This window comes from Dictyoglomus sp., from assembly GCF_049968615.1.
GTDB classification, from domain to species: domain Bacteria; phylum Dictyoglomota; class Dictyoglomia; order Dictyoglomales; family Dictyoglomaceae; genus Dictyoglomus; species Dictyoglomus turgidum.
The window spans coordinates 1-25,354 of sequence record NZ_JBMFQK010000009.1 but is presented as its reverse complement, the minus strand read 5'-3'; the positions used below and the strand labels follow the sequence as shown (position 1 = coordinate 25,354).

At 34.4% G+C, this 25,354-nt stretch carries 32 protein-coding genes, 1 tRNA gene and 1 other RNA gene; 7 read left to right on the top strand and 27 right to left on the bottom strand.

The annotated features are described in order from the left end of the window. Positions 1–5: 5 nt before the first annotated feature. The 18 genes from glmS to rpsF form a co-directional block, all read right to left on the bottom strand. Positions 6–419, bottom strand: coding sequence for a methylaspartate mutase subunit S (glmS, locus tag ACP5QL_RS07115; RefSeq protein ID WP_012583702.1), 414 nt, complete (start codon positions 417–419; stop codon positions 6–8). Between the two features lie 5 nt (positions 420–424). Continuing rightward, positions 425–1,522 (bottom strand): tripeptidase T, encoded by a 1,098-nt coding sequence (locus ACP5QL_RS07110; protein WP_012583703.1) that lies wholly within the window; start codon positions 1,520–1,522, stop codon positions 425–427. Continuing rightward, a complete protein-coding gene (murI, locus tag ACP5QL_RS07105; protein ID WP_012583704.1) occupies positions 1,506–2,303 on the bottom strand; it encodes a glutamate racemase in 798 nt (265 codons plus the stop codon). Before murI ends, ACP5QL_RS07110 begins: the two co-directional genes overlap by 17 nt. Next, a complete protein-coding gene (locus tag ACP5QL_RS07100; RefSeq protein WP_012583705.1) occupies positions 2,296–3,951 on the bottom strand; it encodes an N-acetylmuramoyl-L-alanine amidase in 1,656 nt (551 codons plus the stop codon). Before ACP5QL_RS07100 ends, murI begins: the two co-directional genes overlap by 8 nt. 40 nt (positions 3,952–3,991) lie before the next feature. Then, positions 3,992–4,342: a transfer-messenger RNA gene (ssrA, locus tag ACP5QL_RS07095) on the bottom strand. A gap of 1 nt (position 4,343) precedes the next feature. Next, on the bottom strand, positions 4,344–4,805 hold the full coding sequence (gene smpB / locus ACP5QL_RS07090) for an SsrA-binding protein SmpB (protein WP_428126418.1): 462 nt from the start codon (positions 4,803–4,805) through the stop codon (positions 4,344–4,346). Positions 4,806–4,829: 24 nt separating this feature from the next. Beyond that, the gene (gene galE, locus ACP5QL_RS07085) at positions 4,830–5,819 is read right to left on the bottom strand and encodes a UDP-glucose 4-epimerase GalE (protein ID WP_012583707.1); all 990 of its coding nucleotides are present in this window, start codon (positions 5,817–5,819) and stop codon (positions 4,830–4,832) included. 2 nt (positions 5,820–5,821) lie between these two features. Continuing rightward, on the bottom strand, positions 5,822–6,934 hold the full coding sequence (locus ACP5QL_RS07080) for a DegT/DnrJ/EryC1/StrS family aminotransferase (protein WP_012583708.1): 1,113 nt from the start codon (positions 6,932–6,934) through the stop codon (positions 5,822–5,824). A gap of 1 nt (position 6,935) precedes the next feature. Further along, positions 6,936–8,327, bottom strand: coding sequence for a GumC family protein (locus ACP5QL_RS07075; RefSeq protein ID WP_428126413.1), 1,392 nt, complete (start codon positions 8,325–8,327; stop codon positions 6,936–6,938). Between the two features lie 16 nt (positions 8,328–8,343). Further along, on the bottom strand, positions 8,344–9,114 hold the full coding sequence (gene argB / locus ACP5QL_RS07070) for an acetylglutamate kinase (protein ID WP_012583710.1): 771 nt from the start codon (positions 9,112–9,114) through the stop codon (positions 8,344–8,346). Further along, on the bottom strand, positions 9,107–9,694 hold the full coding sequence (locus tag ACP5QL_RS07065) for a GTP-binding protein (protein WP_012583711.1): 588 nt from the start codon (positions 9,692–9,694) through the stop codon (positions 9,107–9,109). The genes argB and ACP5QL_RS07065 overlap by 8 nt, the downstream gene beginning before the upstream one ends. A 28-nt stretch (positions 9,695–9,722) precedes the next feature. Then, positions 9,723–10,205 (bottom strand): roadblock/LC7 domain-containing protein, encoded by a 483-nt coding sequence (locus ACP5QL_RS07060; protein WP_012548117.1) that lies wholly within the window; start codon positions 10,203–10,205, stop codon positions 9,723–9,725. 86 nt (positions 10,206–10,291) lie between these two features. Continuing rightward, on the bottom strand, positions 10,292–11,653 hold the full coding sequence (dnaB, locus tag ACP5QL_RS07055; protein WP_012583712.1) for a replicative DNA helicase: 1,362 nt from the start codon (positions 11,651–11,653) through the stop codon (positions 10,292–10,294). A gap of 2 nt (positions 11,654–11,655) precedes the next feature. Beyond that, positions 11,656–12,111, bottom strand: coding sequence for a 50S ribosomal protein L9 (gene rplI / locus ACP5QL_RS07050; RefSeq protein ID WP_012583713.1), 456 nt, complete (start codon positions 12,109–12,111; stop codon positions 11,656–11,658). A 4-nt stretch (positions 12,112–12,115) separates the two neighbouring features. Further along, complete coding sequence (locus ACP5QL_RS07045; protein WP_012583714.1) at positions 12,116–13,048, bottom strand: DUF2232 domain-containing protein; 933 nt, start codon at positions 13,046–13,048, stop codon at positions 12,116–12,118. A gap of 78 nt (positions 13,049–13,126) precedes the next feature. Continuing rightward, complete coding sequence (rpsR, locus tag ACP5QL_RS07040; protein WP_012583715.1) at positions 13,127–13,381, bottom strand: 30S ribosomal protein S18; 255 nt, start codon at positions 13,379–13,381, stop codon at positions 13,127–13,129. After that, positions 13,374–13,814, bottom strand: coding sequence for a single-stranded DNA-binding protein (locus tag ACP5QL_RS07035; protein ID WP_012583716.1), 441 nt, complete (start codon positions 13,812–13,814; stop codon positions 13,374–13,376). Before ACP5QL_RS07035 ends, rpsR begins: the two co-directional genes overlap by 8 nt. A gap of 3 nt (positions 13,815–13,817) precedes the next feature. Further along, positions 13,818–14,111, bottom strand: coding sequence for a 30S ribosomal protein S6 (rpsF, locus tag ACP5QL_RS07030; RefSeq protein WP_012583717.1), 294 nt, complete (start codon positions 14,109–14,111; stop codon positions 13,818–13,820). A 162-nt stretch (positions 14,112–14,273) separates the two neighbouring features. Here rpsF and ilvE point away from each other — a divergent pair, with 162 nt between their 5' ends. The 7 genes from ilvE to ACP5QL_RS06995 are packed head-to-tail and all read left to right on the top strand — an operon-like array spanning position 14,274 to position 21,883. Continuing rightward, complete coding sequence (ilvE, locus tag ACP5QL_RS07025) at positions 14,274–15,161, top strand: branched-chain-amino-acid transaminase (RefSeq protein ID WP_428126399.1); 888 nt, start codon at positions 14,274–14,276, stop codon at positions 15,159–15,161. After that, positions 15,151–16,422: a diaminopimelate decarboxylase gene (lysA, locus tag ACP5QL_RS07020; RefSeq protein ID WP_012583719.1), complete on the top strand. Its 1,272-nt coding sequence runs from the start codon at positions 15,151–15,153 to the stop codon at positions 16,420–16,422. Before ilvE ends, lysA begins: the two co-directional genes overlap by 11 nt. Beyond that, on the top strand, positions 16,419–17,693 hold the full coding sequence (locus tag ACP5QL_RS07015) for a homoserine dehydrogenase (RefSeq protein WP_424662376.1): 1,275 nt from the start codon (positions 16,419–16,421) through the stop codon (positions 17,691–17,693). Before lysA ends, ACP5QL_RS07015 begins: the two co-directional genes overlap by 4 nt. 4 nt (positions 17,694–17,697) lie before the next feature. Beyond that, entirely contained in the window at positions 17,698–18,738 is a 1,041-nt protein-coding gene (gene thrC, locus ACP5QL_RS07010; RefSeq protein WP_012583721.1) for a threonine synthase, read from the top strand. After that, entirely contained in the window at positions 18,735–19,628 is an 894-nt protein-coding gene (gene thrB, locus ACP5QL_RS07005) for a homoserine kinase (protein WP_012583722.1), read from the top strand. The genes thrC and thrB overlap by 4 nt, the downstream gene beginning before the upstream one ends. Positions 19,629–19,644: 16 nt before the next feature. After that, the gene (locus ACP5QL_RS07000; RefSeq protein WP_012583723.1) at positions 19,645–20,643 is read left to right on the top strand and encodes an aspartate-semialdehyde dehydrogenase; all 999 of its coding nucleotides are present in this window, start codon (positions 19,645–19,647) and stop codon (positions 20,641–20,643) included. A gap of 16 nt (positions 20,644–20,659) precedes the next feature. After that, positions 20,660–21,883, top strand: a complete 1,224-nt coding sequence (locus ACP5QL_RS06995) for an aspartate kinase (RefSeq protein WP_012583724.1) — start codon at positions 20,660–20,662, stop codon at positions 21,881–21,883. Positions 21,884–21,905: 22 nt separating this feature from the next. Here ACP5QL_RS06995 and rplL read toward each other — a convergent pair whose 3' ends face one another. The 9 genes from rplL to ACP5QL_RS06950 form a co-directional block, all read right to left on the bottom strand. Continuing rightward, positions 21,906–22,283, bottom strand: a complete 378-nt coding sequence (gene rplL, locus ACP5QL_RS06990; RefSeq protein WP_012583725.1) for a 50S ribosomal protein L7/L12 — start codon at positions 22,281–22,283, stop codon at positions 21,906–21,908. 15 nt (positions 22,284–22,298) lie between these two features. After that, on the bottom strand, positions 22,299–22,835 hold the full coding sequence (rplJ, locus tag ACP5QL_RS06985; protein ID WP_012583726.1) for a 50S ribosomal protein L10: 537 nt from the start codon (positions 22,833–22,835) through the stop codon (positions 22,299–22,301). Positions 22,836–23,005: 170 nt separating this feature from the next. Further along, complete coding sequence (rplA, locus tag ACP5QL_RS06980) at positions 23,006–23,734, bottom strand: 50S ribosomal protein L1 (protein ID WP_012583727.1); 729 nt, start codon at positions 23,732–23,734, stop codon at positions 23,006–23,008. A gap of 55 nt (positions 23,735–23,789) precedes the next feature. Then, positions 23,790–24,218 (bottom strand): 50S ribosomal protein L11, encoded by a 429-nt coding sequence (gene rplK, locus ACP5QL_RS06975; protein WP_012548197.1) that lies wholly within the window; start codon positions 24,216–24,218, stop codon positions 23,790–23,792. Between the two features lie 17 nt (positions 24,219–24,235). After that, positions 24,236–24,766 carry a transcription termination/antitermination protein NusG gene (gene nusG, locus ACP5QL_RS06970; protein WP_272996388.1) on the bottom strand — a complete coding sequence of 177 codons (531 nt, stop codon included), beginning with the start codon at positions 24,764–24,766 and terminating at the stop codon, positions 24,236–24,238. 18 nt (positions 24,767–24,784) lie between these two features. Continuing rightward, positions 24,785–25,000: a preprotein translocase subunit SecE gene (secE, locus tag ACP5QL_RS06965; RefSeq protein ID WP_428126384.1), complete on the bottom strand. Its 216-nt coding sequence runs from the start codon at positions 24,998–25,000 to the stop codon at positions 24,785–24,787. A 28-nt stretch (positions 25,001–25,028) separates the two neighbouring features. Next, positions 25,029–25,105 (bottom strand) — tRNA-Trp (locus tag ACP5QL_RS06960). After that, complete coding sequence (gene rpmG, locus ACP5QL_RS06955) at positions 25,104–25,253, bottom strand: 50S ribosomal protein L33 (RefSeq protein ID WP_012583730.1); 150 nt, start codon at positions 25,251–25,253, stop codon at positions 25,104–25,106. The genes ACP5QL_RS06960 and rpmG overlap by 2 nt, the downstream gene beginning before the upstream one ends. A gap of 24 nt (positions 25,254–25,277) precedes the next feature. Further along, positions 25,278–25,354: hypothetical protein (locus tag ACP5QL_RS06950; protein ID WP_428126492.1), on the bottom strand; the 77-nt coding region annotated here is incomplete at its 5' end.

Sequence of the window (25,354 nt, the reverse complement as noted above, 5' to 3'; positions counted from 1 at the left end):
ACTTTCTATTCTAATCCCAAGTCCTTTTTTAGGTCTCTAACCACATCTTCGGGCGAAGTTTTAGGAGGATATACTCTGTGAAAACCTAAATCTTTAAATTTCTTTTCTACTTCATTCCAATCTTTTTGTCCTACGCCTAAATTTCCACCTATATAGAGGATTATATCTTCAAGTCCTGCTTCCTTTAGTTTCTCCTTAAAACCCTTACAGTCAAGTTCTGCATGTCCATAAAGAGATGAAACTAAAATAGCTCTTGCTCCCGATTCAATCGCTGCTTTTATAAAATCCTCTTGTGATGATAAAACCCCAATATTCACCACATCAAAACCCGCATTTCTCAATACATAATCTAGAACTCTTAAGCCTACAGCATGAACATCTGCTCCAATGACTCCCAAAACTACTGTCCTTTCACCCATATATATCACCCTCTTATAAGGTTATAAATCAATACTGCAGTATCATAAAGATTCTCTATTTTTATGCGCTCTTCCTTAGAATGAGCATTTTCCATTCCAATTCCTACATTTACTGTCTTTATCCCATAGGAGTTCAAAATGTTAGCGTCACTTCCCCCCATAGTATATGTCAAATTAATTTTCTTTTCCATCTGGTTTAAAACATCCACTATTCTTCTCACAACTTTTTCCCTCTCATCAATGTTAAATCCTCTATAAAGAGTTTCTTTTCTCAAATCATAACTAGCACCTTTTTTTACCAACTTAATAAGATTATCCTCAAATCTCCTCCACAGAGAAGAAAGATTATCCTCATCAAGACTCCTAAACTCACCTTCCAGATACACTTCATCGGGGACTATATTAGTTGCTCTACCTCCTTTTATAATTCCTACATTTGCAGTAGTAAAATCATCAATCCTACCCCAAGAAAGGTTAAGAAGAAAATCCGAAGCTAATAATATGGCATTTATACCCTTTTCTGGGGAAGTTCCAGCATGGGAAGCTTTACCATATATGTTAAGATAAAACCTATCATGAGTTGGTGCTCTTAATATTAAAGTACCCACATCTCCTTCTCCATCTAACACATAACCCTCCTTTGACTTTATTAAAGAAGGATCTATGTTTTTAGCTCCTACAAGCCCTATCTCTTCTCCAATAGTAAAAAGAAATTCAATCTTTTTAGTTCTTTCTTTTTTTTCTTTTATAGTTTGAATAGCTTCCACTATAGCAGATATGGCAGCTTTATCATCAGCTCCTAAAATTGTATTTCCATCACTTAGGATGTAATCACCAGCAATCTGAGGATTTATATTCTCCCCTGGAGATACTGTATCCATATGAGCTGAGATTAAAATTGGTTCTCCATCACCATCAAGATAAGCATATAAGTTCCCCGAATTTCCACCTAAAGTTTTTCCAGCGTTATCTTCAATAACTTTTAAGCCTAAATTTTCAAGTCTATTTTTCAAAAAAGAAGAAAATTCTTTCTCTCTTAAAGAAAGAGAGGAGATTTTTACAAAATCTATAAAGGTATTAATTAGTCTATCCTTTGATAACACTTACATCACTCCTATCCAAAGTTACTTTTTTGACAATCCAATCCATACCTAAGAGTTTGTTAAGAATCCCTTGAAATTCTTCTGCTTCTCCGGTGACAAAAATCTCTACCTTTGTATTAAAATTACTATCACTTCTTAAAAAATTTATTACCTCTAAGGAAGGATCAACTACAAAAAGATTAGGATATAAGTCTTTTATAACTTTTTTTACAAAAGGAAGATGAGTACATCCTAAAATTAACCCTTCAATGTTTTTCTCTACTAATGGATCAATACACCTCATGATTTCTTTCTCAATAAGTTCTCCTTCCACTATTCCCTTTTCAATAGTCTCAAGAAGAGGTCCCTCACTGCAAGATTGAACATATACCTCGATTTTGTCTGAAATCTTTTCGTGAATTAATCTAGGATAGATATTACTTTCCATAGTTCTTCTTGTAGCTAAAACCCCTATCTTTTTAGCCTTATAATTTTTTGCACCTTCTATAGCTCCTAAGACAATACTATGTATTTTAAGATCTCTAAATCTATCTTTAAGAAAATCATAAGCTACTGACGATGCAGTATTACAAGCTATGATAACCTCTTCTACACCAAGACTTTTAAAGAAACTTACTATCTCAAAAACTCTTTCTTGAATAAACTCTACAGGCTTAATCCCATAAGGAAAGTATTTTGTATCGCCTAAGAAATAGACCTCATCGGCTAAATTATTTAGGTAAACTTCTTTAAGAACCGAAAGCCCACCTACACCAGAATCCAGAATACCTATTTTACTCATTTTTACCTCCTTCTACATATTTGTCTATCACTTCTATAATTTTATCTATTAACTTGTCTTGATATTCATCGTTCAATAACAAATTTCTATCAAATTCATTAGTGATAAACCCCATTTCAACAATTACAGAAGGTATAGAGACACGGGATAGAACATAAAATTTTCCTTTGATAGATCTCCTTACCATAAGATCATTAGAATTAAAAACTTCTATAAAAGTCTTGACTAAACTTTCCGATATATCATTAGCATAACATATCTCTATGCCTCTTACATCAGGAGAAAAAGCGGCATTTGTATGTATACTTATTAAAATAGAAGAGGACAAAAGTAGATTATTGGAATTTATCTTATCATTAATAAACTTAACCCTGTCATCCAAGGACAAAGTAATGTCATTTTCTCTAAGAAGATATACTATATAACCTTTGTTTTTTAATTTCTCTGCAAGTTTAAGAGAAACTTTCAAATTTATATCTTTTTCTTTTAGCTCTCCATATATAGCACCAGGATCAGAACCTCCATGCCCTGGATCAACAAAAACTGTATAATTTATGGAATTTTCTCTTATTAAATTTCCTTTTTTTGAGACTTTAAAAGAAATTTTAAGAGTATTTGAGTATACTTCCTCACTTATATCTGATTCGGTATATGTTTCAAAAACAACCCTTAAACTATAATCCTCCTTTGTCCTTTCGCCAATTCTCACAGAAATAATAGGATCCCTTTGAATAATAATACTAGTATAAGTCAGAGAGGATTCTGCGTTGGAAATATCATAATAATACCTATTAGGATTAGGTAAAAAGTTTTTAGTATAAGTAAAATTATCAGAAAACCTCAAAAAAAAATTCAAAGTATCAGCATTCTCTTCCCAGGAAAGATCATAAAGTCTTACCATTTCTTGTCCATCATTTTCTCCATATTTTACAGGAAACTTTAAGATTAATTTTCCTAAATCCTTCTTAATCTCAGGTGTCATGATTTGGTTTTTAAATTCGACAACCACTCTTACTACGTATGGAGCCACATTAAATTGAGAATACCTTATACTTTTTATATACGGATCATTTAAATTTATCTCTCCTTTATTATCGATAAAAACGACATTCTGGAGATCAATTACAAACCGTGGAGGTGCGCTTAAATTTAAGGTATTAAAATTTATCTGGGACTTCCCTTTAAAGTTTATAGTTAATATCCCCTTTGAATAATCCACATTTGATATTTCATTTACTATATATAGAGTCTTATTCTTCAGATATGCTCTATACCCTATAAGTCGATAAAAAGAGGAAAGAGGAAAATAAACTATATCACCTTCTTTTAAAATAGGATTAACTAAAACCCCGTTTCTTCCATGCAAGATTACCTTTTTCTCTCCTACTTTTGCTATAAGAATTTCATTGTTAGAGTCATAAAGATGTATTTCGTCGGCAACTTGTTTGTAAGCATATCCAAAAGTTGAGGAAAATAAGGGTAAAGGAATATAGATCTCATTATTAATCTCTTTAAGGGTAGTAAGGATTTTTATCTTTTCTCCTAAATAATCAACTTCAAGAAAAGATAACTCATCACTTAAAATGTAGTTATTGGCTAACAAAATAAAAACAAAAAATAAAACAAATAAAAACCTTTTTAAAGACATTTCCTAAGAGCTCTTCCTTTCTTAGCCCGAATTTAATTTTTGGTGGAGGCGGCGGGAGTCGAACCCGCGTCCAGAGAGCAAGAATCAAAAGCCTCTACAAGCTTAGCGGGAGTTTTAACTTTTCGGTGCTTACAGACTCCCTCCCGCAGGATTCTATAAGCACCTATCCCCTTACTTCTTTCCCTTCCTTAGGGGAGTCGGAAGGGGCAGCTGGCTTACTATGACACCCTTCTAACCCTGCCAGCCCGGGTTAGAAGAGCGTAGCTGCTAAATTAAGCAGCTAATGCTAAATTTGTGTTGGCACTTCTTTTTTGCCGTTGTTTTACGAGGTAACGGCACCTCGGCTTGCAGCTTTTGATCCTTGTACTCCCTGTCGAAACCAATCGCCCCCATTAGTACTTTAACTTATATAGTCTCTCTAATTCTCGTCTTTCATCTCTTTCTGCTATATCTCTTCTCTTGTCATAAAGCTTTTTACCCTTTGCAAGCCCTAACTCTACTTTTGCCCAACCCCGCTCATTAAAGTATATAGAAAGTGGTATTAAAGTCAATCCTCTTTCCCTTACTTTTCCCACAAGATATGCGATCTCATCTTTATTAAGTAGAAGTTTTCTTGGCCTCTTAGGATCATGGTTATAAATATTTCCATGTTCGTAAGGACTTATATGCAGATTATAAATCCAAACTTCTCCATTTTTTACATCCGCATAGCTATCTTGCAAACTTACCTTACCCCTTCTTAGAGACTTAACCTCGGTACCTGTAAGGACTATTCCAGCCTCAAAAGTATCCAGAATAGAATAATCATGCCTTGCCTTTCTATTAACTGCCACAACCTTCTTTTCTTTTGCCATTTCCGATATCAATTATATCAAATTTTATTCAGAATATCCAAAAGGATGCTTTTTCATCCAATTCCAAGCGGATGAAATCATGATTTCTAAATCATTAAATTTGGGTTGCCACTTAAGTACCTTTTTTATCTTATTAGAACTTGCAATAAGAATAGCTGGGTCTCCAAGTCTTCTTTGTCCCTCTTTAATAGGAATCTTTTGTCCCACTACTTTTTCGGCAATATTGATTACTTCTCTTACTGAATATCCTCTCTCATTCCCCAAATTAAAAACTTCTGAACGCATTCCATCAAATAGGGCTTCTAAAGCAAGAATATGAGCTTCAGCTAAGTCCACTACATGAATATAATCTCTTATACATGTGCCATCAGGAGTTGGATAATCGGTTCCATATATCTCTATATATTCCCTCTGTCCTAAGGCTGTTTTTAAGACTATAGGAATTAAGTGAGTTTCAGGTCTGTGATCTTCTCCAAGTTCTCCCTCAAGATCTGCTCCCGCTGCATTAAAATATCTTAAAGAGACATATCTAAGCTTATATATTTCATCATACCAACTTAATATCTCCTCAAACATCAATTTCGAGGATCCATACACATTAGTGGGATTTTTGGGATGATCCTCTGGTATAGGAACTACTTGAGGCTCACCATAAACAGCAGCAGTGGAAGAAAAAATAAAGTATTTTATATTATACTCTCTCATTAACTCTAATAAATTTAAGCCACCTAAAATATTATTTTCGTAGTATTTGAAAGGCTCTTTCATGGACTCAGCTACCGTGCTTAGCGCAGCAAAGTGCATTACTGCATCGATATCATACTTTTCAAAAACTTCTCTTAGAGAATCCATCTTCTTTAGATCCACAATCTCAAAATACGGCGTCAAGACCGCTTTTTTGTGACCTTTGTGTAGATTGTCCAATACCACCACTTTATAATTTCTCCTAAGTAGTTCTTTAACCACATGACTTCCTATATAACCAGCTCCACCTGTTACAAGAATAAACCCCATAACTATCCTCCATACTTATCATAGAATTCCCTTACAGTTTCAATCACATAATACACTTCTTCATCGGTAAGCTCTGGCCACATAGGTAAAGCGAGAACCTCCTCACTCGCCTTCTCTGCCTCAGGAAAATCACCTTTTTTATAACCTAAATCTTCATAACATTTTTGTAAATGAAGTGGTAGTGGATAATATATGGCTGTACCTATTCCTTTAGAGGAGAGATAATTTTGAAGTTCATCTCTTTTCTTAACTCTTATTACATACTGATGATATACATGTTTTAAATAAGGTCTCTCTTCAGGAACTACTATATCAAAATTTTTTAAATTCTCTGAGTAAATCTTTGCAATTTCTCTTCTTCTCTCTATCCAAGAGTCTAAATATTTTAACTTTACTCTTAGTATCACTGCTTGAATCTCATCTAATCTACTGTTATGACCTATTATGTCATGATAATATTTTTTAGAGCTTCCATGCACCCTTAAAAGTTTGATTTTTTCGTATATTTTTTCATCATTGGTAGTTATGAAACCTCCATCCCCATAGCCTCCTAAATTTTTTGTGGGGAAAAAACTAAAACAACCCGTATTTCCGATACTTCCTGCTTTCTTACCTTTATACTCTGCTCCTATAGCCTGACAAGCATCTTCCACAATAAAAAGGTCATACTTTTCAGCAAGGTAAGTCAAATCATCCATTTCAGCCATTTGTCCAAAAAGGTGAACGGGAATTATGCCTTTAGTTTTAGGAGAAATAGCATCTTCTACCTTTTCTGGATCTATATTATAAGTAGTAGGATCAATGTCTACAAAAACTGGCTTTGCCTTCAATAGAGATATAACTTCAGAAGTAGCAAAAAAGGTAAAAGGTGTGGTTATAACCTCATCTCCCTCTTTAACTCCTAAGGCCTCCAAAGATATAAGAAGAGCATCAGTACCAGACGCAACTCCTAAACCATATTTTACATTACAATAATCAGCAAGTTCCTGTTCCAATAAGTGAACATTTTCACCTAAGATAAATTGACCTTTGGAAAGAACTTGCTCCAAAAGAGGCAGAAGATCGTTTGAAATTCTTTTATATTGCCTCGTTAAGTCAAAGGCTGGAATTCTCATGTTATCCTCCCAATTTTTTCCATTCTCTCTTAAAATTTTCCCAAAAATTAAGGAAAAAGGCTAAAAATATCCCCAAAAATATACTGCTTACCCCAGCTATAAGCACGTTTAAAACAGTAGAGGGTTTAGACTTCTTAGAGGGAGGTACAGCAGGATCAAGAACTGAAACTACGGCCGTTTCTTTTGTCTCATCAATTTTTGCTTGTTCATATTGAGAAAGAAGCATGGTATAAATAGTCTCTTGAACTTTCACATCTCTCAAAAGTTTAGATAAAGTAAGACCAAGCTCTGGCAAATTAGAAAGTCTCTTCTGATATTCATCTATGACATCAGAAAGAGCTTTTAATTTAGATTCATTAACAAATATATCCATTTGTAAGCTAAAAAGTTCATATAAAGAAGAATTATTAATCGCTTTATAAATTCTATCAAGTTCGTCTCTAATTACCCTCTTGGTCTCCTCAATCGCATACTTCATGGAAATAACTTTTGGGTGATCTGGACCATAATCCACAGAAAGAAGAGCAAGTTCTGATTCCTGAGAGATTAGCTTATTCCTAAGGTCAGAAAGTACAGTAGATGTGGCGGTAAGAGAGGTTATAGCGAGCAGATCTTTTTGTTGAATTCTTTGCTGATTAATAAGAGCTCTTTTTAAATTCTCAAAATTCTCTTTTTCCACCTTTAAAGTTATGGATGTCATTTGTTTTTCTGATTCCAATTTTGCAAGAGCATCAACTACGGCTTTTGCCTCATCGTTTACATCAAATATTAAGTTCTTCTCTTGAAATTCCTTCAATCTGTTCTCAGCTTGCTCTAAATCTTTTTTAACTCTTTCTATCTGCTTTTCCAAAAATTCTTTTGTCCTTTTCGCAGTATATACTCCAAGAGAAGCATTTATATTACTTAAAGCTTCTACATAAGTATTAGCAATATCTGCAGCTAATTTAGGATCCTTAGCCTCCGCAGTTAGAGTAATAGTATTTTCCTTATCATTAGTAGTGACTTTTATGCTCTTCATCAACTGCTCTAAGGCGTCCTCATAGTTTTTCGCTTTAAAATAACCCTCAAGCTTAAGTTTTTTAAAAACATACTCAGCTGCAGACCTACTTTTTAAAATAGCTACCATATTCGCAGATGGGGTTGAAGGTAGAGGAATTCCTAAGGATATAGGTAGACTTTGAGCCAAAGCACTTAAGGCAGAAGTACTTCCTGATTGTTGAGGTAATAAGATCACAGTTTTAGCCTCGTAAATTTTAGGAGCTAACAAACTGTAAATTAGAGCTACTGTTATAAAAACTATGAATAAAGTAATGATTAAAATTTTTCTTTTCCAAATGATATAGAAAAGTTCTGCTAAGCTAATTTCATCTTCATATATTCTTTCTTCATTCATAATCTTCCCCCAAAAATTACTTGTAAATTAAAGTTCCTTCTTCCATATTCCATGCCTTTGAAAAATCCAATCCTCCCCATATTTGCACTGTTTTTACTCCATTTTCTATAGCCACAATTGCTGACTCAAGCTTTGGAATCATCCCACCAAAAACTTCTCCTATCTCAATCAATCTTTTAGCCTCTTCTACAGATAATTTATTTAAAACCACCTCTTCACCATTCTGCTTTAAAATAATTCCTGGAACATCAGTGCAAAATATCAACCTCTCTACCTTAAGATGAACCCCCAAAGCTAAAGCAGCAGAATCAGCATTTACGTTATAAGAATTACCCTGTTCATCAATCCCCAAAGAGGTAGTGACTATAATGTATCTTTCTTCTAAGAGTTTCTCAATAGCCGAAACTTCTACTCCCACTACTTCCCCTACATATCCTAAATCTATACCGTCAATAAACAATTTTCTACAATTGAAAATTGACTTTCCATTAAGACCTACAACTTTTAACCCTACTTTTTTAATTTCTGATATAACTCTTCCTTGTATCTCTCCTGAGAGGACCATCTCAACTATTTTTAAAGTATTTTCATCGGTTACTCTTCTGCCTTTTACAAATTTAGGCTCAAGACCAAACCTCTCCATCCAATAATTTATCTCGTTTCCTCCACCATGTAAAAAAACAAAATCATACCCTTTATCGTAAAGATCTTTTATAAAGGATAAGAAGAGAGAAAATTTATTTAAAACATTTCCACCAATTTTTATAAGTACTAAATTCTTATCCACGAGTAAGCTTTAAAAGTACCTCCTGAGAAATAGCTTTTAAAGTTTCCATAACTCCTTTTCCCTCGATTGCAACAGCCTCAAAATATTTATACTTCCCATCAGGATTTAATTTTTGATTTAACTCCTCAACACTAACAATATCTGGCAAATCTCTTTTATTATATTGAAAAACAAAAGGAAGCGTGTTAAAATCATAACCCACAGCAGCAAGCTCCTTTTTAAGAGCCTCAAATATCCTTACATTTTCATCTAATCTACTTTTCTGAGAATCTACCACAAAGACGAGTCCATCAACACCTCTTAAAATTAATTTCCTACTTGCCTCATAGAGAGCTTGACCTGGTGTGGTATATAATTGAAATCTCAGCTTAAAACCTTGTACTGTTCCAAGATCTAAAGGTAAAAAATCAAAAAACAAAGTTCTTTCGGTTTCGGTAGCAAGAGAGACAAGCTCGCCACGTCTATCAGGAGAAACCATCTTATAAATTTGCTGAAGATTTACCGTTTTTCCACTCAAACCAGGTCCACAATAAACAATTTTACAAGTGATTTCTCTTGCAGCATAATTTAAAACCGCCATTTATCTTCACCTTTCTATTCTTATTTTTTTATTTTTTGAAAAAATCCTCTATATCACTAAAATTAAACTCTGCTTTAGGTATGTCCTTCTGTTTTTCTTTAATTTTCTTTATTATTTTCGCAAGGTTTTCACAAGCCTTTTGTGCAAAAAGTCTCACCATACCAAGGGTGGTAGAATCATCAAAAATCACAAGAAGTAAAACCTGTTTCTCTATATGAGATATGTGAAGATGGTTTCTCTTTCCTTGATGAAAAATTAACGAGAACTCTTCCTCTCCTAAAAGCTTAGCAAGCTCCTGAGTAGCCGAAAAGGCACCTGCGGCTAAAGCAGAAATGGTTACAAAATCAAATTGAGAAGCAGTTCCCCTACCACCAATTACAGTACCACTTTTATCTATTAAGAGAGCAGCTTTAGCTTTAGACTCCGCAAGAAATTGTCCAAGATATCTTTCTATTTCTTCCTGATCCTCCAATGAGATTACTAATGATAAAATCTGTTCTCTTTCGTCCATCAAATAACCCTCCTTAAATTTTTTAATTATCTATTTTTTTAAACTTGAGAAAATTATAAATCTTTAAAAATCTATAGTCAAATCTATCACGCCTCTTCTCTTAAACTCAGGGATTTAAAAGAAGTTGAATTCTTCATAAACAATAGCTTTACAGTACCAGTAGGTCCATTCCTCTGTTTAGCTATTATAATCTCCACTTCTTCAGGCAAATCTGAGTCTATCTCTGATTCTTGCGCCTTGTAATATCCTTCTCTATAGATAAATATTACTACATCAGCGTCTTGCTCTAAACCTCCTGAACCTCTTAAGTCTGAAAGTTGAGGTCTTCTTTCGGCTCTTGTCTCCACAGCTCTTGAAAGTTGCGATATAGCAATAACTGGCACTTCGAGCTCCCTCGCTAAAGATTTAAGTCCTCTTGAAATCTCAGAAATTTGTTGATGCTCACTTTTATCCCTGTCGAGAAGTCTTATAAGCTGTAAGTAATCCACAATGATAAGAGAAAGTCCTATTTCTGCTTTTAGTCTTCTTGCCCTTGCTCTCATCTCAATAACATTAAGATCAGGAGTATCATCTACAAAGATAGGCGCCTCTGCTAATTTACCAAAGGCTCTTGCTAATTTAGGCCATTCCTGTTCCCGAATCTGTCCTGTCCTTAATCTATGAATATCTATCTGAGCCTCCGAACCTAAAAGCCTTAAAGCTAACTGAAAACTTGACATCTCGAGACTAAATATGGCCACTGGTAAATGTTCCTCTAAAGCTACATGTTGAGCAATATTTAAACAAAAAGAAGTTTTGCCCATTCCAGGGCGAGCTGCTACTATAATTAGATCCGAAGGTTGAAATCCTCCCGTTTTTCTGTCCAAATCCCAAAACCCCGTAGGAATACCAGTAAAAGGTTTTCCTGTTTGATGAATTCTTTCTATTTCTTTAAAGCTTTTTGCCAAGATATCTCTAAGAGGGACAAGGGTTCTAAATCTATGGTGCTGAGCTATATCAAATATCAATTGTTCTGCCTTATCAACTAAAAGTTCTGGATTTTCATTTTCCCTATATCCTAAAGAGACTATCTCAGTACCAGCAGTAATTAGTCTTCTTAAGAGAGCTTTTTCTGCCACAATGTTTGCATAGTACTCTACATTAGCAGCAGTAGGAACTACATCAAGAAGGGAGGCAAGATAAACACTACCTCCAACCCTCTCAAGAAGATTTCTACTCCTCAGCTCTTCTGTAACTGAGACCAAATCTACAGGAAGACCTTTTTCAAACAGTTCTACAATAATTCTAAAAATTATTCCATGATGCTCGTAGTAAAAACTATCTGGATTTAATATTTCAATAACCTTGGCTATAGCATCCCTTGAAAGAAGCATTGCACCAAGTACAGCTTGTTCTGCTTCTTCATTATGAGGGGGAACTCTTCCGAGGATATCTTCCTTATTCTTCATCTCTATTCAGCCTCAATCAACACTTTAGCATTAGCTACAACTTGAGGATGCAATTTCACCTCAATGTTATATTCTCCCAAAGACTTTATAGGTTCATCAAGATTAACTTGTCTTTTATCTATCTCTATCTTCAACTTCTTAGAGATAATCTCCGCAATGTCCTTGCTTGTTATAGATCCAAAAAGCTTTCCTCTCTCTCCAACTTTTGCCTTAATCACAAAAACTTCTTTCTCAATATACTCCTTTTCTTTCCTAAATTTTTCCAAAAGCTTCTCTTCTTTTTTCTTTTGAGAGATCTCCTGCAATTTTAAATGTTCTAACATTCCCTCATTAACTTCTTGTGCTAGTCCCTTAGGAAAAAGATAATTTCTAGCATATCCATCACTTACATCCACTATTTCTCCTTTTTTTCCTAAGTTATTTACATCTCTTAAGAGTAGAACTTTTACTTTCTTCATATAACTACCCCTCTTTTAGAATTAATTTTTCTCTTAAAGGAAAGAATATGTCAACAAAACCTACTATAAATATTATACTCCCAAAAATAGGATTTAAAATAAAAAGGATGAAAAGGAGTATACGTAAACTCTTACGTGAAATATAATGTTTTAACAAAATCCATGCAAAAATATAGCCGTTAAAAAGTATAATAGTTTGTAAAAAAAGATACAAATTAGAAAGGATTATGTTTTTGGAAGGAATATTAACAAAAATAAAGAGGATATATAAGGCAAGAACAGAAAATAATAATTTCTTGGATATCCTAAAACCTTCAAGATTAGGTAAAGATGGCGCTTCTATTTTAAACCTTTTTAATACTCTTTCCACGATTATATAGTTAAGAAAAACCTGAAATAAGGTGGAGATTATCAAGAAATAAGGTACAAAGATGTGTAAATTTTCCATAAACTTGTTTTGCATATCAATATATTCGTTATTACTTTCCCCTAAATAATTCCTAAATATCTCCAAAGATTTTCTCCAACCTTCTTTCATAGCATCAATTCCTATAACTTTCTCAAAGGGCATCTTAAAAAGTATCATGGACAGATATATGCTTAAAATTTCAAAGAACAGAAGAAGTGTAAAACTTCCAACAATTAACAGTCTCAAATTAAATTTCTTTTGTAGTCCATATCCCAAATATAATCCAAGAATACCTGAAGGTAGCATAAGAAAAATGGCACTAAAAGGACTTAACATTAGGGATAGAAGAATAATAGAAATAATCAGAGACAATATAGATATTCTTAATCCATGTCTATAAGTTAAAATCAAAGAGGGTAAAGGAATGAAATATATCATAGGAAAAAACCAATAAGAAAACCACGCAAGAACAATATTTATAGCAGTGATTAAACTCCCTTCAACCAAACCTTGAAGACTTCTATTCATAGATTCTCTCCTCACATAATAATAAGGAGGGCAAAGTGCCCTCCTTTAATCTTTATAAAACTACCAAATTTAAATAGTCTATTTAACCACATAAGGTAATAAAGCCATATACCTTGCTCTCTTGATGGCAGTGCTTAACTGTCTTTGATGTCTTGCACAATTTCCACTGATTCTACGAGGTATTATCTTGCCTTTTTCAGTCATAAATCTTTTCAATCTTTCCACATTTTTATAATCAATATAATCTATCTTTTCACTACAAAAAATACAGTATTTTTTCTTTGATGGATAAGCGAACTTAGGAGCTTTTGTAGAAGCCTTCTCATTACTCATTACTTTCCTCCTCACTTTCCTCTAATATTTCATTTAATATCTCTTCTTCATTTTCTATATCAATATCAAGAATCTCCTCTGAAGGTTCTTCAATTGAAATACTTTCTGTATTCTCACTCTTTTTTCCCAAAAAGTGTACATTTATTGCTTCTACCTCAACCACTCTCCTTCTTTGGCCATCGGGAGTCTGATAAGTTCTTGTCCTAAGTCTTCCCTCCACAGCTACAAGCCTACCCTTTTTAAGATAATCACCACATATTTCTGCCAATCTTCTCCATGCCACAATATCAATAAAATCTGCAGTACTTTCCCCCTTACTATTCTTAGGCCTATTCACAGCAATTCTAAAAGTAGTAACAGGTATACCAGAAGGTGTATACCTCATCTCAGGGTCTCTTACCAAATGTCCAATAAGCAAAACTTTATTTAACATTTTTTACTCTTCTTTCTCCAAGAGAGTAATCATATAGCGCAAGAGTTTTTCTCTTAATTTTAATCTCCGCTCAAATTCTGGAAGCTGAGTCTGAGGAAACAAAAAGTTCATAACCACATAATAACCCTCGGTAAATTTTTTAACAGGATACGCAAGGGTTCTTTTACCCCATACGTCTACATTTTGTACTTCGCCACCCAAATTTTGAATATCTTGTTGGATACCCTCATAAAGTGTTTTGAAATCTTCTTCGGATAACTCAGGACTTATTAAACACATAATCTCGTATTTACGCATCTCCTACCTCCCTTGGACTTATTTGGCCCCATACTCTCGGTATGGAGCAGGATTTAGCTCAAAAATTATACTATTATTTTAACAAAATGCCAAGAGATTTCAATTGAAAAATTTCCATTCTAAATGTATAATTTTACCTTAAAAAAAGGAGGGAAAAACAAAATGGGATTAGTTTATATTAATGGAGAATTTATTCCTACAGAGAACGCAAAAATTTCTGTTTTTGACCGTGGACTTCTTTATGGTGACGGCGTATTTGAGGGAATAAGATCATATAACGGAAGTGTTTTCAAACTCAAGGAGCATTTGGAAAGATTATACGCATCGGCAAAAGCAGTATGGCTTAATATACCTTTATCTTTTAAAGAAATGGAAGAGGCAGTCTTAGAGACTGTAAGAGTGAACAATTTAAGAGATTCCTATATAAGGCTCATTGTTACAAGAGGAGCATACGGACTTGGAATAGATCCTTGGGAATGCAAAGAGGGTACTGTCATAATCATAGCAGACAAGATAAAGGTCTTTCCTGAAGAGTTTTACCAAACTGGCCTAAATGCTGTTACTGTTGCTACCAGAAGATCTCCCACTGATGTTTTAGATCCGAGAATAAAATCTCTAAACTACATGAGTAATATTCTTGCAAGAATAGAAGCAAGAATTGCTGGTGCTGCTGAGGGAATAATGTTAAATCATCAAGGATATGTAACTGAAGCAACTGTAGATAATATATTTTTCGTAAAAAATGGCATATTATTTACTCCATCAGTAACCTTAGGTGCTCTTCCAGGTATAACAAGGGCAACAGTAATAGAACTTGCAAAGAAAGAGCTTGGTCTTGAAGTTGTGGAAGGATTTTTCACAAGATACGATCTTTATAATGCCGATGAAGTATTTCTGACAGGTACTGCAGTAGAGATAATCTCAGTTATAAAGATTGACGAAAGAATTATTGGAAATGGAAAACCAGGAGAAATTACTCAAAAGATAAGAAAAATCTTCCACGAATATGCAAACTCTGGAGTAGCAGGGAGTCTGGTATATGGAAAATAAAGTATATCCTATAACCTTTAAGAAGGATGAAGACTATAAAATAGGAGGAGTAAGTATACCTTATTTAGGAGAAAAATATGGAACTCCTCTTTATATATTAGACAAGGAAACACTGATTTTTCAGGCTCAAAAATATATAAACTCTTGGAAAAAATATTACAAAAACAAATATAAGGTATTATTTGCAATAAAAGCTCTGCCTATTTTAGAAGTCATTAGAATATTTAAAAATTATGGTTTAGGAGCTCTTGTTTCTACAGGGGGAGAACTGTATATAGCCTTAAGTGCTAATGTACCATCTGAAGACATATACTTCCATGGAAATGCAAAAACTCTAAAGGAGATTGAATATGCCATCGATCAGAAGGTTGGAGCAATAATTATAGATAACTTTGATGAATACGAAAAGATAAAATATGTATTGTCTAAAAAAGATACAAAAGTAAAAGTATTGGTAAGGATCATACCTAATATAGAAGTTAATACCCATAAATCTATCCGTACGGGGCAAACGGACACTAAGTTTGGCTTACCCATAGAGCAGGCTTTAGTGCTCATAGAAAAAATAAATACGGAAAAAAACATAATTTTTAAGGGAATACACTCCCATATAGGATCCCAGATATTTGATATCTCAGCATATGTTAAACTTTCCGAAGTATTAAGCGAAGTATATAAAGAGCTAAATAGTAAAAACATAACTGTAGAAGAGATGAGTATAGGTGGTGGATTAGGAGTAGCCTATACAAAAGAGGATAATCCCCCTGACATAGAGGACCTTGCCCGAGAAGTATCAAATAAATTTAGTGAGACTATTGGGCATAATTTCAAATTAATCTGTGAGCCAGGAAGATCTCTTGTAGGTAGAGCAGGAATTACTCTTTATAGAATTGAGAGTAGGAAAGAACTTGGCATAAGAAAATATGTTTCGGTAGACGGAGGAATGTCAGATAATATAAGACCATCTCTATACGGAGCAAAATATTCGGCCCTAATTATAACTAAAGGAGATAGGGAAGAAATTTTTTCCATAGCAGGAAAGCATTGTGAATCAGGAGATATTTTAATAAAAGACTTTTCGGGTTTATGGCCTAATCCTGGAGATTATTTAATAACCTTTACAACTGGTGCCTACAACTTTTCCATGTATACGTGGTACAATGCTACTCCAAGACCTGCAGTAGTATTAGTAGAAAATGGGAAAGATAGGATTATAGTAAAAAGAGAAAATTATGAGGACCTATTAGGGGGACAGATATGAAGATCGGGATTCTTGGAGGAGGACAAGTGGGGCAGGCTCTTTGGGATACTATCCACATGGAGAAAGAAAATATCCTAAATATTCTTGGAGAACCTCTAGAGATTAAAAAAGTACTTGTAAGAGATCTTTCTAAAAAAAGAGATATACCTAAGGATTTTTTAACTAACAATCCTGACGAGATAATTTATGATAAAGAGATATCTCTTATTGTAGAAGTAATGGGAGGAGAAGAGCCCGCTCATACTTATATAAAAAGGGCCTTAGAAGAAAAAAAGTTTGTAGTTACTGCAAACAAAGAAGTAATTGCTCTTCATGGTGATGAACTTCATAAAATAGCAAGAAAAAAAGGAGTAGATATAGCTTTTGAAGCAAGTGTAGGTGGAGGGATACCGTTAATAAAAACTATCAAAGAAGCTATGGCTGTGGATAAAGTCAAGGAAATATGGGCAATTGTAAATGGAACTACAAATTATATATTAACAAAAATGGAAGAAGAACTTAGAGATTTTGAGGAAGTATTAAGAGAAGCTCAAAAATTAGGATATGCTGAGCCTGATCCATCAAAAGATATATTGGGACTTGATACAAAATTCAAATTAGCAATACTCTCTTCTTTTGCTTATCATACAACAATAAAACCAGAAGACATATATACTGAAGGAATCGAAAAGATTTCCTTAAGAGATATCCAATATGCAAAAGAACTTGGATATAAAATAAAACTTCTTGCAATAAGCAAATTCTATAATGGTGAAATAGAAGTAAGAGTTCATCCAACTATGATTCCCTTATCATCTCCTTTATCTTCTGTAAAGGGTGTCTATAACGCCATATTATTGAGGGCAGAAAAAAGAGGAGATGTGTTGCTATATGGAGAAGGAGCAGGACCCTATCCTACCGCAATGGCTCTTCTTTCTGATATTTTGGAGGCAACTCATACCATCCTTTATTCGGTTCCTCGGTATTATTCCTTTGCTTATCTCTATCCTTCTAAAATAAAACCTAGCGATGAGATATATACCCGATACTATATAAGATTATGGGTAAAAGACCAACCAGGAGTTTTAGCTCAAATAGCTAAAATATTAGGAGAAAATCACATAAGCATTTCCTCAGTCATTCAGAAAGAAACTTCAGAAAAAGAAGGAAAAGCAGAACTCGTAATTTTAACTCATAAAACCTACGAAAAAAGTATGTCAAAAGCAATTGAAGAGATAAAGTTGCTACCTATTCTTGAAGAATGGGGAAGTTTAATAAGAATTGAGGTGTGAAGAAATGAATGGCGTAATACCGAGATACAGAGATCTCCTCCCCATAACCGATAAAACCCCTCTAATAACCCTACATGAAGGTAATACTCCACTAATATATGCCAACAATCTCTCTAAGAAATATGGTATAGATATATGGCTTAAATATGAAGGTATGAATCCTACCGGATCCTTCAAAGATAGAGGTATGGTGGTAGCAATTGCAAAAGCTTTAGAAGAAAAAAGTGAGATGGTTATATGTGCTTCTACAGGAAACACCGCCGCCTCAGCAGCTGCATATGCTGCTCTTACAAATCTAAAAGCTTTTGTGGTACTCCCAGAAAAGGCTATTGCTTTAGGGAAACTTGCCCAAGCTATAATGTATGGTGCTAAAATAATTAGTGTAAAAGGAAATTTTGATGACGCTTTAAAATTAGTAAAAGAGATCTCTCAAAAATTTCCTATTACCTTAGTAAACTCTATAAATCCTTATCGATTAGAAGGACAAAAAACAGCAGCTTTTGAGATTTGTGATGTTCTTAGTAGAAATCCTGAAAATCTTGCTATTCCTGTTGGAAATGCGGGAAATATATCTGCCTATTGGATGGGCTTTAAAGAATATTATAAAATAGGGAAAATAAAACAACTTCCTAAAATGCTTGGATTTCAAGCAGAGGGTGCTGCTCCTCTTGTAAAAGGGTATCCTATTCCTAATCCACAAACTATAGCTACAGCAATAAAAATAGGAAATCCTGCAAGTTGGGATAAAGCTATAAACGCAGTTAAAGAATCCTTAGGCCTAATTGACACTGTCTCCGACGAAGAAATATTAGAAGCTCAAAAGGAATTAGCCTCAAAAGAAGGAATATTTGTAGAGCCAGCTTCTGCAGCATCATGGGCTGGGGTAAAAAAACTTTTAAGAGAGAATAGATTCCCAGGTAAAGAAGTAGTATGTGTTCTTACTGGACATGGCTTAAAAGATCCAGATATAGCTATAAAACAAGCTAAGATTGATGTATCTATCGAACCTAAAATAGAAGAATTTCAGAAGATATTAGAAAAATGAGATATCTTATTAAGGTGCCTGCCACATCTGCTAACTTGGGACCTGGTTTTGATACTATAGGTATCTGTTGGGATTTATATCTTAGAATAGATATTGAGTTAAATTCCCTTGAAAAAAGGATTCTAAACAATAATAAGGAAGAGATTAAGAAGAATGACTTATTTCTTCAAAGCCTAGCCTATACATTAGACTATCTTAGGTTTAAAGAAGATCTTAAATATACTATAAAAATAGAGTCTGAGATACCCATAGGAAAAGGACTTGGGAGCAGTGCTGCCGCCATCTTAGGAGGTATATTCACAGCAGAGATAATTGCCAATAAAAAACTCGAAAAATTTGAAAAAATAAAAATTGCTTTAAATTTTGAGAATCATATTGACAATTTATCAGCTTGTTTAGAAGGAGGCGTTGTAATATGTTTAAAAAACGAAAATGAAATTTTCTTTAGCAAACTACCTGTATATAGTAACATATATGGGGTTATTTTCATTCCCAAATATACGTTATCCACAGAATCAGCAAGAAAAATTTTACCTCAAAATTATCCCAAAGAAGATGTAATATTTAATTTACAAAAACTAAGTTTTTTAATAACAGGATTAATTAAAGGTGATGAAGCTCTAATAGACATGGGGATGGATGATAAAATTCACCAACCTTACAGATTTAAACTAGTAAAAGAGTATAATACCCTTAAAGAGGAATTAAAAAAGTTTAATAAAAAGTTAGTACTAAGCGGGGCTGGACCTTCATTAATAACTCTAACATTCTCTTATAAAAAAGCCCTTGAAATTTTGAAAAACTTAGAAAATAATTTAAAAAATAAAATTGATGGTAAACTTATGGTTCTAAAAGTTAATAATGAAGGAATTAAAATAGAAAATCTCTAAGTAAGGAGGTAATTAGATGGGATATAAAATAGCGGTAGTCGGAGCAACAGGTCTTGTAGGACAAGAGATGTTAAAGATACTTTATGAAAGAAAAATCCCCATTTCAGAATTGTATGCCTTTGCTTCTGCAAAATCTGAAGGAACATATGTGGAGTTTGGAAACGAAAAGATAAAAGTTGAAAAAGCCACGGCAGATGGAATTGCTAAGGCTGAATTTGCATTATTCTCTATTGGAGAAGAGATTAGTCTTGAACTTGCTCCTGAAATTGCAAAAAAAGGAACCATAATTATAGATAATAGCAATGCATTTAGAATGGACCCTGAAGTACCTCTTGTAATACCAGAGATAAATCCAGAGGATCTAAAAAATCATAAAAACATAATTGCAAATCCAAATTGTTCAACTATACAAATGCTCGTAGCTTTAAATCCTCTTCACAAGAGATGGAAACTTAAGAGAATATTTGTAGCAACTTATCAGTCGGTATCTGGAAAAGGAAAAGATGCTATAGACGAGCTTTTAACTTCTACTTCAGCTTTTCTTAAAAGGGAAGATCATCCTCCTAAAGTTTTTCCCCATCCTATCGCGTTTAACCTAATTCCACATATTGATAGTTTTGAAGACGAAAATTATACCAGAGAAGAGATGAAGATGGTAAGAGAAACCCATAAAATACTGCATGATCCAACTATAAAAGTTTCTCCAACCTGCGTAAGAACTCCTGTAATAAGAGGACATTCAGAAGTAATTAATGCTGAGTTTCAAGATGATTTCTCTTTGGAAGAGGTTTTTGAAGTTTTATCCAATGCACCTGGTGTAAGAGTTTTAGATGAACCTTCGAATAAGGTCTATCCAATGCCTATCTTTTGCGAAGGAAGAGATGAGGTATTTGTGGGTAGAATTCGAAAAGATTTATTTAACCCAAGATCTATAAATATGTGGGTTGTGTCAGATAATATTAGAAAAGGTGCAGCTTTAAATGCTATTCAAATTCTTGAATATTTAATAAAATAAGGAGGAAATATAGAAGGTGAGCCTGATAGTACAGAAATATGGTGGAACCTCTGTCGGGTCTATTGAGAGAATTAAAAATGTGGCCCAAAGAATAGCTAAGTATTATCATAGTGGACATAAATTAGTAGTGGTAGTTTCTGCTATGGGTGATACCACTGACGAACTTATAGATATGGCGGAAAAATTAAATCCTAATCCTAATCCAAGAGAGATGGACTTTTTACTATCTTCTGGTGAAAGAATCTCTGCTGCACTTACTGCTATGGCTCTGCAAAATTTAGGAATTCCTGCTATAGCTCTATCAGGAAAACAGGCAGGAATTATGACAGATTCTGTTTTTACAAAAGCAAATATAAAAAAAATCGATCCCAAGAGAATATTGGAAGAATTAGAAAAAGGAAAAGTAGTTATTGTTGCTGGCTTCCAAGGATATGAACCTGAAAAGGGAGATGTAACAACTCTTGGAAGAGGAGGATCTGATGCAACTGCAGTAGCTCTTGCTGCTGTTTTAAAAGCAGATATATGTGAAATATATACTGATGTGGATGGTATTTTTACTGCCGATCCCAGGGTAGTACCAAATGCCAAAAAACTCGAGTTTATATCCTATGAAGAAATGTTAGAAATGGCAAGCCAAGGAGCACAGGTAATGCAACTTCGCTCTGTAGATCTTGCTGCCACATATCATGTACCAGTAGTAGTGAGATCAAGTTTTAATGAAAATTCTGGAACTTTAATAGGGGAGGTAAAGGAAGTGGAATCTAAACAGAAAGTAAAGGGGATAGCCCATAACAAAAACATTGCTAAAATAACTATTATAGGTGTCCCTGACAAACCCGGCATAGCCCACAAAATATTTGCTCCTCTTGGAGAAAAATCAATAAATGTGGACGATATAGTCCAGAATGTAAGTAAAGAAGGAATAACTGATTTATCTTTTACCGTATCTGAAAGGGAGTTGAACGAAGCTCTAAAAGTAGTGCAAGAAGTAGCAAAAGAAATTGGAGCAAAAAAGGTATTATATGATAATAACGTAGGAAAAGTTTCTATTGTGGGATGGGGAATCCAAAGCACCCCAGGAATTGCTGCCAAGATGTTTGGAATTCTTGCTTCGGAAGGAATAAATATAGAAATGATTACTACATCCGAGATTAAAATTACGTGTATAATAAGAAGAGATTTGGTAGAAAAAGCTGTTAGAGCATTACACGATGGATTTAATTTGGGAGGAGAGGACTAATCCCCCTCCTCCCTTTAATCTTTTACTTAATCTCCACTACTGCCCCTTCTGCTTCTAATTTAGCTTTAATTTCTTCTGCCTCTTGTTTAGATACGCCTTCTTTTATAGGTTTAGGTGTAGAATCCACAAGATCTTTTGCTTCTTTCAAACCAAGTCCTGTGATTTCTCTTACTACTTTGAGCACCTTTATCTTATTAGCTCCAGCATCCTTTAAAATTACGTCAAAGGTAGTTTTTTCCTCAACAGGAGCTGCTGCCGCTGCTCCAGCTACAGGTGCTCCTACAGCTGCCACAGGCATTGCTGCACTAACACCAAATTCCTCCTCAAGAGCCTTTACTAACTCTACCAGTTCGATCACTTTCATTTCTTTTATAGCTTGAATAATTTCCTCTTTATTCATTCTAATAACCTCCCTTTATTGATTTATTGAAATTTTTTCTTTTTCTTTAGCAATAGCGTCTAAAGTCCAAACCAGCTTATTAACAGGCCATTTTAAATTCCACACAAGAGAAGATAATGGTGCAGAGATAGATCCAACCACCTGAGATAGTATGACTTCCTTTGGAGGAAGTTTAGCTAACTCTCTAATCTCATCAGCAGAATAAACTTCCCCATCTATTATTCCGCCTTTAAACTTCAATAATTCATGATCCTTTGCATAATCCACAAGGGCCTTCAAAACGCCAAAAGGATCATCATAACAATAGGTTATTGCAGTAGGTCCTACGAAGAATTTTTCTAAATCTTTATCTGGGTACATTCTTTGAATTGCACGAAGAGCTAAAGTATTCTTTACTACTCGGTATTCTGCATTTAAGGGTCTTATCTTTCCTCTTAGTTGAGTTAAATCAGCAACTGATAAGCCTTTGAATTCTGTAAAAATTAGAGCATTAGCATTCAGCATTTTTTGATATAACTCTTCAACCTTCTGTATTTTCTCTGGTTTTGGCAATCTTTTCACCTCCTTTCTTATTATTTCAAAAATAAGGGAAAGCCTTCTGGCTTTCCCTTATTTATCTAAATCTTTTTTTATTTTTTGAGAAACCAGAAAGGCCTACGTAGGAAATTTTAAAAACCTACGGTCTTCGGCCCTCTAATATTTCAAGTTTTTATTTTATTCCGCTATGCAGCCTCCTCTTGTTTTACAAGGTCTGCAATATTCTTAGTATCTATAGGTACACTTGGGCCCATACTTGGGGATATGTAGATACTTTTAAAATATTGTCCTTTTGCTGCGGCTGGCTTAAGCCTTAAAAGGGTTCCTAACACGGTCATTAAGTTTTTATACAAAGCCTCTTCAGAAAAAGAGGCTTTACCTATTGGAACATGAACTATTCCATATCGATCCGTCCTAAATTCTACCCTTCCAGCCTTATATTCTTTAACAGCCTTAGCTATATCATTAGTAACGGTACCCGTTTTAGGATTCGGCATTAATCCTCTTGGACCTAAAATTTTCCCTAATCGAGAAGGAATTTTTAAGGTTCCCATTATATCAGGAGTAGCTATTGCTACATCAAAATCAAGCCATCCGCTTTCAATCTGCTTTACTAGATCTTCTCCACCTACATAATCTGCTCCGGCCTCTCTTGCTTCCTGAGCCTTTTCTCCCTCAGCAAAAACCAAGACTTTCTTTTCTTTACCTGTGCCGTAAGGTAAAACAACTGTTCCTCTAACTTGTTGATCTGCATGTCTTGGATCCACGCCAAGTCTTACAGCTAGATTTATGGTCTCGTCAAACTTTGCTGTTGCAAGTTTTTTAACTAAACTTACAGCCTCCTTTGGAGAATATAATCTTCCTTTTTCAATCAGAGAAAGCAACTGCTGATATCTCTTACCTCTTTTTGCCATATTCAATCCTCCTTTATAGTGGTATTAGCGAGAAAAAATCTCTCCCACTTTCTTTTTAACCCTCAATTATTTCAATACCCATACTCCTTGCTGTACCCTCAATCATCCTCATCGCTGCCTCTATATCATTTGCATTCAAATCTTTCATCTTCAACTCTGCTATCTCTCTTATCTTACTTCTCTTTACCTTTCCAACTTTTACTTTATTAGGTTCTCCAGATCCTTTTTCCACTCCTGCAGCCTTCTTTAAAAGATCAGAAGCAGGGGGAGTCTTTGTCACAAAAGTAAAGGATCTATCCTCATAAATAGTTATTTCAACAGGTATAATCATTCCTTCCTGTCCAGCTGTAGCAGCATTATAAGCTTTACAAAACTCCATAATATTAACACCATATTGACCTAATGCTGGTCCTACTGGTGGGGCAGGTGTAGCTTTACCTGCTGGTAACTGAAGTTTTACTTTTCCTACAACTTTTTTAGGCAATGATATTCCCTCCTTTACTAATCAGTCTTTTCTACTTGAGTATGATCTATCTCAGTAGGGGTTTCTCTCCCAAAAATAGATAATAATACTCTTACTGTTCCTTTTTCAGGATATACCTCATCTACGAACCCCTCATATCCCATGAAGGGTCCTGATTTTATATAAACTCTGTCACCCCTTTTAACTTTAAGCTCAGGTCTTATTTCTTTCTGTTCTAAGAATCTTCTTATCCAATGTTCCTCTTGAGGATTTAAAGTACTTGGCCTACCTGGGGTACCTACAAATCCTGTTACTCCAGTAGTATTTCGAATCATTCTTATCACATCCTCATCTTCAATCATTCTTATGAACAAATATCCAGGAAACACTTTTTTTACTTGTATCCTCTTTTTCCCGCCCTTTACTGTCATTACTTTCTCCTCGGGAACAACAATCTCAAAAACCTTATCCTCTAAATGATTAAGTTTTACCTGCCTTTCTAATATAGCTTTAACTTTATGTTCGTGTCCCGCAAGAGTATGTACCACAAACCATTTTGGTTCAGCCACAGAAATTACCTCCATTTTCTACCCCGTAAAACTTCCAAGAATTAATCTACTCAAAATACCAAAAATAAAATCATATAAAGAAATAATAAGAATTAACAATATTAAAGTTACACCTAAAGCTAAAGAAAGTTGAAGAACTTTATTTTTGTCTGGCCACATTACTTTTTTGAGCTCTAATTTCTCGTCAATCCAGAAACTCTTTATCCTATCTACGACCGATATTTTCCTAATCATAACTTCTCTCCCACCATATAAAAATTTTTGGCAGGCCCGGCAGGGCTCGAACCTGCAACCCCCGGATTTGGAGTCCGGTGCTCTCCCTATTAGAGCTACGGGCCTACCTTACTTCCCTATGAAGGGTATGCTTTTTACATCTTGGACAATATTTTCTTAACTCCAATCTATCTGGATCATTCTTCTTATTTTTCTCAGTAGTATAATTTCTCTCTTTACATTCTGTACAAGCTAAAGTTATTATTACTCTCATATCTATTATAACACCTCACTGTTTTTATTCAATAATTTTAGTTATGACACCTGCACCAACTGTTCTTCCACCTTCTCTTATAGCAAACCTTAAACCTTCCT